Origin of the sequence: Mesorhizobium sp. M1399 (assembly GCF_040317735.1) — a bacterium.
Taxonomy (GTDB): Bacteria; Pseudomonadota; Alphaproteobacteria; order Rhizobiales; family Rhizobiaceae; genus Mesorhizobium.
Genome location: NZ_JAMYKZ010000001.1, coordinates 390,449 through 402,799 on the forward strand (window position 1 = coordinate 390,449; position 12,351 = coordinate 402,799).

The 12,351-nt window shown below is 63.3% G+C and carries 10 protein-coding genes; 1 reads left to right on the plus strand and 9 read right to left on the minus strand.

The genetic code is table 11. From position 1 onward, the window contains the following. Positions 1-153: 153 nt before the first annotated feature. From NKH05_RS01880 to NKH05_RS01900, 5 genes are all read right to left on the minus strand, one after another. Positions 154-1,260, minus strand: coding sequence for a mandelate racemase/muconate lactonizing enzyme family protein (locus NKH05_RS01880; protein ID WP_352855969.1), 1,107 nt, complete (start codon positions 1,258-1,260; stop codon positions 154-156). Between the two features lie 50 nt (positions 1,261-1,310). Then, positions 1,311-2,048, minus strand: coding sequence for a GntR family transcriptional regulator (locus NKH05_RS01885; RefSeq protein WP_352845937.1), 738 nt, complete (start codon positions 2,046-2,048; stop codon positions 1,311-1,313). Positions 2,049-2,304: 256 nt separating this feature from the next. Further along, a complete protein-coding gene (locus NKH05_RS01890; protein WP_023716800.1) occupies positions 2,305-3,459 on the minus strand; it encodes an efflux RND transporter periplasmic adaptor subunit in 1,155 nt (384 codons plus the stop codon). A gap of 16 nt (positions 3,460-3,475) precedes the next feature. Further along, positions 3,476-6,655, minus strand: a complete 3,180-nt coding sequence (locus NKH05_RS01895) for an efflux RND transporter permease subunit (protein WP_023716801.1) — start codon at positions 6,653-6,655, stop codon at positions 3,476-3,478. Beyond that, complete coding sequence (locus NKH05_RS01900) at positions 6,649-6,924, minus strand: hypothetical protein (RefSeq protein ID WP_023716802.1); 276 nt, start codon at positions 6,922-6,924, stop codon at positions 6,649-6,651. The genes NKH05_RS01895 and NKH05_RS01900 overlap by 7 nt, the downstream gene beginning before the upstream one ends. Positions 6,925-7,176: 252 nt before the next feature. Here NKH05_RS01900 and NKH05_RS01905 point away from each other — a divergent pair, with 252 nt between their 5' ends. Continuing rightward, positions 7,177-7,758, plus strand: coding sequence for a TetR/AcrR family transcriptional regulator (locus tag NKH05_RS01905; RefSeq protein WP_352895548.1), 582 nt, complete (start codon positions 7,177-7,179; stop codon positions 7,756-7,758). A gap of 552 nt (positions 7,759-8,310) precedes the next feature. Here the strand turns inward: NKH05_RS01905 and NKH05_RS01910 are convergent. The 4 genes from NKH05_RS01910 to NKH05_RS01925 form a co-directional block, all read right to left on the minus strand. After that, on the minus strand, positions 8,311-9,333 hold the full coding sequence (locus tag NKH05_RS01910; RefSeq protein ID WP_352548708.1) for a LacI family DNA-binding transcriptional regulator: 1,023 nt from the start codon (positions 9,331-9,333) through the stop codon (positions 8,311-8,313). Between the two features lie 50 nt (positions 9,334-9,383). After that, positions 9,384-10,178, minus strand: a complete 795-nt coding sequence (locus NKH05_RS01915; RefSeq protein ID WP_023716805.1) for an ATP-binding cassette domain-containing protein — start codon at positions 10,176-10,178, stop codon at positions 9,384-9,386. Between the two features lie 4 nt (positions 10,179-10,182). Beyond that, on the minus strand, positions 10,183-11,169 hold the full coding sequence (locus NKH05_RS01920; protein ID WP_352493998.1) for an ABC transporter permease: 987 nt from the start codon (positions 11,167-11,169) through the stop codon (positions 10,183-10,185). 107 nt (positions 11,170-11,276) lie between these two features. Next, positions 11,277-12,209: a substrate-binding domain-containing protein gene (locus NKH05_RS01925; RefSeq protein WP_023716807.1), complete on the minus strand. Its 933-nt coding sequence runs from the start codon at positions 12,207-12,209 to the stop codon at positions 11,277-11,279. Positions 12,210-12,351: the final 142 nt, after the last annotated feature.

The window sequence follows — 12,351 nt, forward strand, 5'->3', positions numbered from 1 at the left end:
AAATATTTCAACCTGCAATTGGGACATTCCCGCTCTGGAATGGCCGATCGCTTGGGGTCAGCTGCCGGTCAGGGCACGACCTCTGCAGGTAGCCGGACGGTGCCGACCGATGCGGGTTGCTCGACGTTGCCTTGAGGTGGCGCGGTCTCTACCTCAGCTGCCGATCTCGAAGAAGGGCGCGCCGAGCAGGTCGGGAACGACATCGATGCCAAGTCCCGGCCCGTCCGGAATGCCCATGCGGCTGCCCGAGACCGGCGGCATATTGGATGCGGTGCGCACCGTCACCCATTCGTGGAAGGCGATGGCGTGCAGCCGGCGCTCCTCGGGCGTCGACAGCGACAGATGCGCCATGGCCGATGTGTCGATCTCGGCGCCGCCAGTGTCCTCGACGGTGATCATGAAGCCGAGATCGACGGCGAGGTCGCGGATTTGGCGCGTTTTGGTCACTCCTCCGAGCCGCGAGATCTTCAGCGTCAGCCCGTCGGCAGCGCCCTTGCGGTGGATGTCGAGCATGTCGTCCAGCGAGGCGACGGATTCGTCGAGCACCATCGGTTTGTCAAGCGAGCGGCGCACCGACATGCATTCGTCGATCGTCGTGCAGGGTTGTTCGAACGTGTAGTCGATGGTGCGCGTCGCATCCACGAACTGGCGTGCCTGGTAAGGCGTCCAGCCGGCATTGGCGTCGCAGAAGATGACGGTGCCCTTCGGCACCGCGGCGGCGACGGCTGTGACGCGTTCGATGTCGTCATGGACGTTGCCGCCGACCTTGACCTGCAGTCGATGAAAGCCGTCTTTGACGATGCGCTTGGCAAGTGCAGCCATCGCGTCGACCGTGCCATGGGTGACGACCTTGTAGAGTTCGGCCGTCTCGCTCTCGCGTCCGCCAAGCAACGTAACCAGCGGCACGTCGGCGGCGCGCGCCGCGAGATCCGAGCATGCCATGTCGAGCGCCGACTTGACGTAGGGATGGCCCTTGAACACCGTATCCATGAGCCTGTTGATCCCGGCAAGCCCGCGTGGGTCATGGCCCATGAGATGCGGCGCGATCTCGACGACGCCGGCGCGCGTGCCGGCGGCGAACGCCGGCGAGTAAAAATTGCCGAGCGGCGCCATTTCGCCCCAGCCGGTGAGCCCGCTATCTGCGGTGACGGCGACGATCACAGCGTCGAACGCATCGGCGACGCGCCCCTTCGACATCCGGTAAGGTCCGTCCACAAAGGGCTGCACGACATGGTAGGCTTTGATGGTTTTGATCTGCACGTCTTCTGTCCGTTGTCTGTGTTCCGGGATGACCGCCAAACTTGTCGGGCTCAGCCGCCTTTGGGCCGATTGCGCGTTAGGCCGGCACGATCCGCGCCGGCGCCCTTTGAGCCACGCTCTTCCAACTCGCGCGCATAGGCGAGCAGTTCCTCGAAATCCAAATCGATATGCTCCTTGGCGTGGCGCTGTGCAGCGCGCATGTCGCTGCCCTTGAGCAACTGCACATAGCTTTCGTGAGCGTCTTCGGCAGGCACCGGCTCGTTGCGCGCCCGCTGGTGCAGCGCAAAATACATCTGCAGCCGGCTGGCCAGCCGTTGCCAGGTCTCCAGCAGCACCGAATTGTCGGCCCATTCGTGGATCAGGCCATGCAGCTGCAGCGCCGTTTCGATCTGTCGCGTCGTGTCCAGTTCGCGCGTCGCCTGCTTCACCGCCGCATGCCGCCGGTCCATCTCGTCGAAGAAGCGCTGGTCGCGAAGCGGCCAGGTCCGCTCGATAGCGAATTCGTCCAGCACCTTGTTGAGCGAATAGGCATCGTCGATGTCCTTGGCGGTCACCTCGATGACGAAGGTTCCGGCGTAGGGGATGCTGGTCAGGATGCCTTCCTGCACCAGTTCGCGCATCGCCTCGCGCAGCGGCGCACGGCTCACCCGCATCTGCTCGGAAATCCTAAGTTCGTTGAGCTTCTGCCCCGGTTCCAGCTGGCCGGTCAGGATCGCGCGCCGGAGCAGCGCCACGATCTCGGCCCGGCGTGTCGTATCCGCGATCGGACTGAAATCCAGCGTTGCCATCCGGCTGCTCCAGGAGACCAAAAGCAACACAGCAGATTGTCGACAATCTAACAAGAGGTAATTGCGGGTACAGGTTCTCCGCTGGCCAGCTGCTTGCGGCAGACGGGTACGTCACGGCGCGCTCTACTTGCGCCTTCATGGCTCCTGCCAAGGTCGAGTGTGCCGATGAGGCCGATCTTGCCGACCCTGCTCAGCAAAAACGGCGCCCTCGGCGTGGGAGCCGAAGGCGCCGCGGGACCGGACCTGATGGGGGTTATCAGGTGGCCGGTTTCTGGGGTAGCGGCGAGACCGGCATTCCCGGACCGATCTTCTGCAGATTGCCGGTGATCACCTGGTCGCCTTCGGCTACGCCGCTCAAGATGGCCACCTGATCGCCATTGGTCGGTCCGAGCGAAACGATGCGCTGGTCGACGGTGTTGTCCTTGCCGACGACATAGAGGTATTTGCCGAGCTGGCCTGAGCCGAGTGCCGTCTGCGGTACCATCAGCGCATCGGGCTGCTCTTTGACGTGCAGCCGGACGCGGACATACTGGCCGGGCAGCAGGGTGAACTTGCCGTTGCCGACCGTCGCCCGTGCCGTGATCGTGCCGGTCGAGCGATCGATCGTGTTGTCCATGAAGGTAAGATCGCCCTTCTGGCGCGGTTCGGTTTCACCGGGAAGCAGGACGTCGACACTGATCGGTCCCGCGGCCCGAGCTTCCTCGATCTGGGTCAGGTCCGTTTCGCTCGGATTGAAGGTGACGTAGATCGGATCGAGCTGCACCAGCGAGTTGAGCACCGTGCCGGCAACGCTGACCAGCGTTCCGACGGAAGCCTGGCTGCGTCCGATGCGTCCCGCGAATGGAGCACGGATTTCGGTATAGCTCAAATTGAGCTCGGCGGTCCGCAAGGCGGCCTGGTTCACGGCGAGCGAGGCCTGAGCCTCGCGCAAGGTGCTGGTGCGCTGGTCGAACACGTCCTTGGCGAGATAGCCGCTCTTGGCGAGCTCGCTGCCGCGCCCGAGATTGGAGCGCGCATAGTCGAGTGTTGCCGTGTCGCGCTGGATAAGCGCCTTCGCCTGCTCCAGGGCAGCCTGGAAATCCTCCGGGGCGATCTTGTAGAGAAGGTCGCCCTTTGCAACATCGCCGCCGTCGGTGGCGACCTGCTCCTGCAGATAGCCCGGCACGCGCGCCTGCAGCGTAATGCTGCGGATCGGCTCTACCCGGGCGGCGTAGTCGAGATAGATCGGGATCGTCTTCTTGACGACGCTCACCACCGGCACCGGCATGACAAAGGCTTCCGGCTTGGGTGTCGCCGCCCCGGCCGTGCCGGCGTTGAGGCTGAGACTGCCCATGTCGAGCAAGTGAACGCTCGCTATCGAAATCGCCCCAAGGGCGACGGCCGTTCCCAGCGCGATTTTCCATTTACGCATGATCGATTCTCCAGTCCTATTCAGCCGCTTCGGCCAATGGCTCGAAGGCGGGTTCGGCGGTTGGTTGTTCAGTCGTTTCGGAGACCGGTTCGCTCTCGCTGCGGCGCTCGCGCAGCTGCTCGATCACCGCATAGAAGACCGGCACGAACACCAGCGACAGGATGGTCGCTGCGACCATGCCGCCAAAGACGGTGGTGCCGATCGACTGCCGGCTTGCGGCACCCGCACCTGTGGCGAACATCAGCGGCAGCACGCCGAGGATGAAGGCGAAGGCGGTCATCAGGATCGGCCGCAGCCGCAGCCGCGCCGCTTCCATCGCGGCGTCGACGATGCTGAGGCCTTCTTCGCGCCGGCGCCGGGCAAACTCGACGATCAGAATCGCGTTCTTGGCCGCCAGTCCGATCAGCATGACGAAGCCGATCTGCGAGTAGACGTCGATCTGCATGCCGCGCAGCCACAGCACGACGAACGCACCGAACAATGCGAGCGGCACCGCCAGCAGCACCATGAACGGCATCGCCCAGCTCTCATATTGCGCGGCAAGGATGAGGAAAACGAAGACGATGGCGAGGCCGAAGACGACGGATGCGATCGATCCCGCCTTGAGCTCCTGATAGGTGATGCCGGTCCATTCGTAGCCGAAATCTCTCGGCAACGCCGTGGCAGCGGCACGTTCCATTGCCGCCACCGCCTGGCCGGACGAAAAGCCGGGGGCGGCGCCGCCATTGATCAGGGCCGACGCATTGTTGTTGTAGTGCGGCACGGTCTCGGGGCCGACGATGGGCACAAGCTTGCCCAGCGTGCTCAGCGGCACCATGCCACCCGACGCATTGCGGACATAGAGCCGCGAAATGTCGGCCGGACCGGCTCGAGAGTCCTTGTCGGCCTGGATCGTCACCCGGAAGGTGCGGCCAAACAGGTTGAAGTCGTTCACATAAAGCGAGCCGAGATAGATCTGCAGCGTGTTGAAGACGTCCGGCAGGTTGAGCCCGAGCAGCTTTGCCTTGGCGCGATCGAGATCGTAGTTGAACTGCGGCGTCGAGGTCGAGAACGACGAGAACAATTGCTGTGGGTTGAGCTCCGGCTGCTTGCGCGCCTCGGCAATCACAGCTTGCGTCGCATCGTTGAGCGCCACGCTGCCGCGGCCGGTCAGATCCTCGACCTGGAACTCGAAGCCACCGGTGGTGCCGATGCCCGGGATCGAAGGCGGGTCGAAGCTCAGCGCAAAAGCCTCCGGAATTTGCAGCAGCTTGTTGCGCACGTCGGCGACGAGCTTCGAGGCGCTCTGGTCGGGGCCGCGTTCGTCCCATGGCTTCAGGATGGCGAATTCGACCGCCGAGTTCGACTGCGCGGCACTGGTCAGGAAGTTCAAGCCGCTGATCGAGCCGACAATGTCGACGCCGGGCGTGTTCTGCAGGATATCGCGTGCCTTTTGCGCCACTGCATCGGTGCGTTCCAGCGAGGCCCCGTCGGGGAGCTGGATAACGACGAAGAAGTAGCCCTGGTCTTCGACCGGAAGGAAGGTCGAGGGCAGGCGCTGCCAGACGAAGTAGGTCGCGACAAGTCCGGCCGCGAACAGGCCAAGCATGATCCAGCGCAGACGGATGAGAATGCGCACGCCATTCGCATACGCATGCGACAGCCGTTCGAAGCCCATGTTGAACCAGCGGAACAGCACGAACTGCGTTTCAGGCCGGTGGCGCAGGAACGCCGCGCTGAGCGCCGGAGTAAGCGTAAGCGAGACAAAGGCCGAGATGCCGAAGGAGATCGCGACCGTCAGGGCAAACTGGTTGTAGAGCCGGCCGGAAACGCCGGGGATGAAGGCAACCGGCACAAACACGGCCATCAGCACGGCGGTCGTGGCGATGATCGGTCCGGTGACCTCGGCCATCGCCGTACGCGTGGCAGCCAGCGGTTTGAGGCCGGCCTCGAGCTGGCGTTCGACATTCTCGACGACGACGATCGCGTCGTCGACGACGAGGCCGATCGCCAGCACCATGCCGAGCAGGCTGAGCATGTTCAGGGAGAAGCCGAACATGTACATGACGACTAATGTCGACACCAGCGACACCGGAATCGCGATCGTCGGGATGATCGTGGTGCGCCAGCTTTGCAGGAAGATGAACACCACCGCGACGACCAGGACCAGCGCCTCGCCGAGCGTGATCAGCACGTCATGCATAGACGCCGATACGAAACGTGTCGTATCGTAATGCATGGCATAGCTGACCCCCTTCGGGAAGCGGGCCGACAGCTCCTGCATCTTGTCCTTGACGCGCTGCTGCAGATCGAGCGCGTTGGAGCCCGGCATCTGGTAGACCGCGAGCACCACCGTCGGGTCCTTGCCGAAGAAGGCCGACGACGAATATTGCAGCGCGCCGAGCTCGATGCGCGCAACGTCGCGGAGCCGCACCAACGAGCCGTTGGCGGTATTGGCCCGCACGACGATGTCGCCGAACTCCTTGGGGTCGCTCAGCCTGCCGACGGCGTTGACCTGCATCTCGAAAGCGGTGCCGGCCGGAGCCGGCGATTGCCCGATCTTGCCGGCCGCCACCTGGACGTTCTGCTCGGCGACGGCGTTCTGCACGTCGACGGCGGTGATGCCGAGATTGGCGAGCTTGTCGGGATCGAGCCAAACGCGCATCGAATAGCGCCGCTCGCCGAAGATCTGCACGTCGCCGACGCCAGGCAGGCGCTTCAGCGGATCGACCACCTGCAGGTAGGCGAGATTGCTCAAAGTGACCGGGTTGACGGAGCCGTCCGGGGAGGTGAGGTCGACGATCAGGACGAAGTTCGGGTTCTGTTTCTTGATCGTCACGCCGCCCTGGTTGACGATGGCCGGCAACGAGGAAGCCGCCTGCGAAACGCGGTTCTGGACGTCGACGGCGGCGGTGCTCAGGGAATAGCCGACCTCGAAAGTGATGGTGATCGTCGAGGAGCCGTCATTGGAGCTCGACGACGACATATAGGTCATGCCCTGAACGCCGTTGATCTGCTGTTCGAGCGGCGTCGTCACCGTGTCGGCGACAACCTGCGCGCTGGCGCCCGGGTAGTGGGCGCTGACCACGACCTGGGGCGGCGTGATGTCGGGAAACTGCGAGACGGGCAGCAGAAAATAACAAATGCCCCCGGCGAGCACCATGATGATGGCGATCGCCGACGCAAAGATCGGACGATGAATGAAGAAGTTTACCATGAGATGCACGCCTCGCCCGATGCTCTGGCCCGGCCAAAGGCCCTGGCCACCCTGGACAGTCGCCGGCTGCGCGTTGAGCCGGAATCTTCGAGAAAGCCGAAATCTTGCAGCGGGCGACGCGGCGCGTTGCGGCGCTCGGCCTGCTCGTCCGCCAGCGCACGCAGCATCGCCTCGAAAGACCGCGGATCGACGCGGTCGGCCTTCATCAGCATGCGGATCATCGGATCCTTCACGACTTCATCGATCGTCAGATCATTGCGCTGCGACATCGAAGCGGCTCCTGGTTTTTGGCGATCCGCGGCAGGCCGCGGATCGGGTGTTCTCTTGCTCGCCGGCCGAGGCCGTAAGGTGCGGTTCGTCCCCTTGCCGATTGGGCGGGGCTGATGGCCGGCACTTGCGAGTTTGACATGATGCAATGCGGGTGTTACAGGTAAGTAACATCTCTAACGTTACAGACCGGTAACACCCTAGTCAAGAGGTGCACCGAGGGAATTTCGGGAAACGCAATCACGGAGGTTTTGATGACAGACAGTGTTGTGGAGCGTGGTCGCCCCCGGGACAGGATCCTGGAGACGGCACGGGACATGTTTCACAAGCATGGCATTCGCGGCGTCGGCATCGACGCCATCACCGAGGCCGCCGGTACCAACAAGATGACGCTCTACCGGCATTTCGAGTCCAAGGACGACCTGATCATCGAATGTCTGCGGGCGACCGCCTGCAGCGCCAACGCGATGTGGGAAAAGTTCGAGGCCGAGAATCCGGGCGACAAACTGGCGCAACTGCACGCCTGGGTCCGGATGGCGGCCGATTGCCTGATGTCGGATCGTCGCGGTTGCGACATGGCCAACGCCGCCATCGAGCTGAGCGAGACCGATCATCCGGCAAGGCAAGTGATCAAGGAACTCAAGGAAGCGCAGCGCGAGCGGCTGGTCTCGCTGTGTCGCGATGCCGGCATCGGCCAGGCCGAACTTCTCGCCGACACGCTGTCGCTTCTGCTCGAGGGCGCCCGTGTCAGCCTGCAAAGCGTCGGCGCCGAAGGCCCGAGCGCGCAGTTCGTCCGCATGGCGGAAGGCCTGATCACTTCTTTCAGGGCCAGATAGTCTCGCAAGCGGCGAAACCATTGACAGCTCGTTGGTTACGAGCCGCGCCGCCGAGCGCTCTTTCGTCCCATTCGGATGTGTCGTCACCACACTTCTCCGTCTGCCGCCGCGCCATTCCTTGCGCGGCGTATTGCTTGTTGGTTGTGAGGGCAAGATAGGGCCGGCAGCGAATTGGTGAGAGTGACAAGTGTGACAGGATTCCGCCCGGAAATGCCGTGGCGATCTCAGCGAAGGCCCATCGATTCGCGGATCGGTACTCGTCCCGGTGATAGTCATGGCCCCAGCCTTGGCCGATACCTCAGAGCCGGAACGAAAAAAGCCCGCTGCCGGGAGGAGGTGGCAGCGGGCTTGATTTTCGAATGCGGTGCGGGAGGAGGTGCACCGAATTCAACGTCGGCATCGCATCTGGGAGGAGTAGATGGCCGACGCTTATGAACTTACTGGTTGCCCAATGATTCGGCAACCACAAAAGTTGCATAGCTGATGTGCAGATTTGCGGTATCAACCGAATTTTAACGATCGAGGCCGAGCGAACACCGCCCTCGCGCGGCATCACTGCACCGGGACATTTTCCTTGAAGATCAGGCGCGGCTCGATGAATTTCCGCGTCAGATAGGGCGCCGACGAGGCAATCGAGCCGAGCAGGCGAATGACCGACTGTTCCGCGATCAGCCGCGCATTCTGGTCGATGACGACGTCGAGCAGATCGTCGACAAGATAGCCGCGCGTTTCGCGCGTCAGGTCATGGCAGATGAACACCGGCTTCTTCTGCGGCCTGGCTTCGAGCAATGCTTTTGCCACGCCCGAGCGCCCGGCGCCGATACAGTAGATGCCGAGCAGCTCCGGCTCGTTGTGCAGCGCCTTCATGGTCGCGGTATAACTGACCTCCGGCTCGTCGTTGATCTCGACGGCACTGGTGACGGTCAGATTGGGGAACTCCTCGCCGAGCACCGAGCGAAAGCCCATTTCACGTTCCTCGTGGCCGCGATAGGAACGTGAGCCGACCACCATCGCCAGATGGCCTTGGCGGCCGCCGAGGAACCGTCCCATCAGCAGCGCCGCGGTACGGCCGGCCACCCGGTTGTCGATGCCGACATAGGCCGAGCGGGGCGCGCCGGGAACGTCGGACACCAGCGTGACCAGGCGGATGCCGGCCTCGACGATCTCGCGCAAGATGTTGCGCGTTCTCGGATGATCGATGGCGATGACGCCGACACCGTTCGCCTTGAGCGAGAGGTTTTCGACGGCCCCTTGTAAGGCGCTCGGCGAGATCCCGGCGAGCTTGTGGATGCGGCAGGAGGCGACCAGCGGCAGGCGCGCCGCATAATCCTCGATGTGCCTGGCCAGATCGGCCATGAAGGCATTGCTGCCGATCGGCAGGAAGAATTCGAGATGTGCCGGCCGTGAGGGCAACGCGACCTGGTCGACAACCGGCAGATAGCCGAGCTGCTTGGCTGCCTCCATCACGCGCTGCCGGTTGGCGGCACTCGCCCCCGGCCGGTTGTTGAGCACACGGTCGACCGTCGCGGTCGACAGGCCGCAGCTCCTGGCAATATCCGAAACGGTGGCTTTCATCTCGCAACCATGTGGCGATGCGATCCAGTGCCTCGGCGGTCAGCCGGCGGTCAGTCGTGCCGCTTTGTGCGCTCGACCAGCGCGTCGTGGATCTCCTTGTCCGACATGCCGGTGATGACGCGTTCGACTTCGGCGACGCTGGTCTTCTTCGGGTCGATATCGTCGGCGACCACCTTGCCGCGGCGCATGACGACGATGCGGTCGACCACCTGGAAGACGTGGTGGATGTTGTGGGCGATGAAGATGCAGGAATGGCCGGAATCGCGGGCGCTGCGCACGAAGCTTAGAACGCCTTGCGTTTCGGCGACGCCGAGATTGTTGGTCGGCTCGTCGAGGATGATGAGGTCGCTGTCGAAATGCATGGCGCGTGCAATCGCCACCGCCTGCCGCTCGCCGCCGGAGAGCGAGCCGATCGGCGTCGTCGGCGGAATGTTCTTCGAGATGCCGACCTGCTTGAGCAGGTCGCGGGCAACCACGTTCATCGCCTCCTGGTCCATGCGGTTGAGGAAACGCGGCGGCTTGATCGGCTCGCGTCCAAGGAACAGGTTGCGGGCGATCGACAGTTGCGTCACCAGCGCCGAGTCCTGGTAGATCGTCTCGATGCCGTGGGCGATGGCGTCGCTGGTGCTGCGCAAATTTACCCTCTTGCCGCGGATGAAGATGTCGCCGCTGGTCAGCGGGACCGCGCCCGACAGCACCTTGATCAGCGTCGACTTGCCGGCGCCATTGTCGCCGAGCAGTCCGACGATCTCCCTTTCGTTGACATGGAAATTGGCATCAACCAGCGCCTGAACGCGGCCATAGGACTTGCGGATGTTCGTCATGCGGATCAGCGGCTCGACCATCGTCTCAAGTCCCTGCCTGATGCCGGCGTTCCAGCCAGGAGTGGAGCGCCATCATGCCGAGGATGATAGCGCCGATGAAGATGTTGTAGGCAAGGCCCGGCACACCGATCAGCACGATGCCGTTGCGCATCACGCGCAGGATCAGGATACCGAGCACTGTGCCGATGATGGTGCCGCGCCCGCCGGTCAGCGCCGTACCGCCGATCACCACCATGGCGATGACTTCGAGCTCGTAGCCGGTGCCGCTGTTGGGGTTGGCCGCCGAGGTGCGCAGCGAGCTGATGACGCCGGCAAGCGAGGCCAGGATCGACGACAGGATGAACAGGCCGATCTTGACGCCGCTGACATTGACGCCGCGCGCCCTTGCGGCACTCGGGTTGCCGCCGGCCGCCTGGATCCAGTTGCCGATCCGGCTCTGCGTCAGCACGTAGCCGAGCGCGACGGCGGCCGCGATGAACCAGAACAGCGACATATAGATACGGAACGGCCCGATGAAGAAATCGCCGACCAGGGCTTCCGCCAGCCAGCTCCCCTCGGCGCTCCAGGTCCGCTGCGGAAACCCGTTGGTGACGAACAAAGCGGTGCCGCGCACCACCAGCAGCATGCCCAGCGTCACCAGGAAGGACGGGATCTTGAGCTGCGTCACGAACCAGCCATTGACCAGCCCGATGAAGGCGGCAACCACCAGGGCAACGGCGAAGGCGGCTTCGAGCGAGGTGAGACCGCTGTTGAACAGCGTCCACATCAGGACCGGCGAGAAGCCGAACACCGAGCCGACCGAGAGGTCGAATTCGCCCGATGTCATCAGCAGTGTCATCGCCAGCGCGATCAGCCCGAGTTCGACCGTGAAGGCCAGCGTGTTCGAGATGTTCTGCGGCGACAGGAAGTCGTGATTGATGCCCCAGAACACGGCAATCTCGACGACAAGCAGCACGAAAGGCCCGAACTCTGGCCGCGCGATCGAGCGTTGGATAAGGGAACGATTTTCCACCTTGGACCCGCGATAGGATTGGAACTGGCCGAGACGGCAACCGGCTTCGGCGGAATGATGAGACAGCCACGGCCGCCGGAGCGGCCGTGACCAACTCGATCGCGGATTTATTTGCCGGACAGGATCTTGTCGTAGACTGCCGCGGTGTCCTTCTCGTACAGCGCGCCGGTGATCACGTCGAAGCCGGGCGGAATGCCGCTCGCCGCCATGTTGGCGAGCGAGAGCGCGACGTAGCTGGTCGCCTGCGGATCCTGCCACTGGCCGGCATTGACGTAGCCGTTCAGCACTTCCTGGGTGGTATCGAGCGAGTTGCCCCAGCCGACAACCGGGATTTCGCCCGGCTTGACGCCGACCTGGTCGAACACTCGCTTGATCGAACCGGTGACAAGGTCGCCGAGACCGATGACCGCCTTGACCTTGGCCCTGTTGGCGGTGAGGTAATCGACCATGCGGTTGATCACTTCGGCCTGGTCGAGCGTCGCTTCGGTGATTTCATAAGTGATGCCGAGCGGCTCGAAGACGCTCTTGATGCCTTCCTCTTCCTGGACGCCATAGGTGGCGCCGGGAATTTCGACCGGCATCCAGACGAAGTCGCCCTTCTTCACCAGGCCCTTGTCGACCAGATACTGCGCCCAATGCTTGCCGAAGGTGACGTTGTCGCCGCCGACATAGGCGTTGAAATCCGCCTTCGGGTCGGGCGTGTTGAAGTTGATGATCGGGATGTTCGCCGCCCGCGCTTCCTTGACGATCTCGACAAGGCTGCCCGGATCGGGGCTGGTGGTGGTGATGCCGTCGGCCTTGGCGGCGATTGCGGCGCGAACGGCTTCCTGCTGCGACGCCACGTCACCATTGTGGAACGAGGTGTTGACGGTATTGCCGGTGTCCGTCGCCCATTGCTTGGCGCCGGCAAGGAAGTAGGTCCAGACCGGATCGGCCGGGCCGCCATGCGAAATCCAGTAGAATGTCTTGGCCTGTGCCGCGGCCGGAATGGCCAGCGCCACCACCAAGCCAAGTACAAGCAGTCTTAGCCTCGTCAGCATTTGATTTCCTCCCATTTGAACCGAACTCCTCCTCCCACGACGATCGCGGCGAAAAACCGTGCGCGGCAAAAACCGCGATCGTATTCTGCCAGCGTCGACCTGGGTGCATCAGAGCATCCCCTTTTTCGATCGATGGCAAGCC

Excerpts from the sequence above, each read along its gene's own strand:
- NKH05_RS01885 (WP_352845937.1), bottom strand. The coding sequence starts at position 2,048 with ATGGCAACGCTGGATTTCAGTCCGATCGCGGATACGACACGCCGGGCC.
- NKH05_RS01890 (WP_023716800.1), bottom strand. The coding sequence starts at position 3,459 with ATGCGTAAATGGAAAATCGCGCTGGGAACGGCCGTCGCCCTTGGGGCG.
- NKH05_RS01895 (WP_023716801.1), bottom strand. The coding sequence starts at position 6,655 with ATGGTAAACTTCTTCATTCATCGTCCGATCTTTGCGTCGGCGATCGCC.
- NKH05_RS01900 (WP_023716802.1), bottom strand. The coding sequence starts at position 6,924 with ATGTCGCAGCGCAATGATCTGACGATCGATGAAGTCGTGAAGGATCCG.
- NKH05_RS01905 (WP_352895548.1), top strand. The coding sequence starts at position 7,177 with ATGACAGACAGTGTTGTGGAGCGTGGTCGCCCCCGGGACAGGATCCTG.
- NKH05_RS01910 (WP_352548708.1), bottom strand. The coding sequence starts at position 9,333 with ATGAAAGCCACCGTTTCGGATATTGCCAGGAGCTGCGGCCTGTCGACC.
- NKH05_RS01915 (WP_023716805.1), bottom strand. The coding sequence starts at position 10,178 with ATGGTCGAGCCGCTGATCCGCATGACGAACATCCGCAAGTCCTATGGC.
- NKH05_RS01925 (WP_023716807.1), bottom strand. The coding sequence starts at position 12,209 with ATGCTGACGAGGCTAAGACTGCTTGTACTTGGCTTGGTGGTGGCGCTG.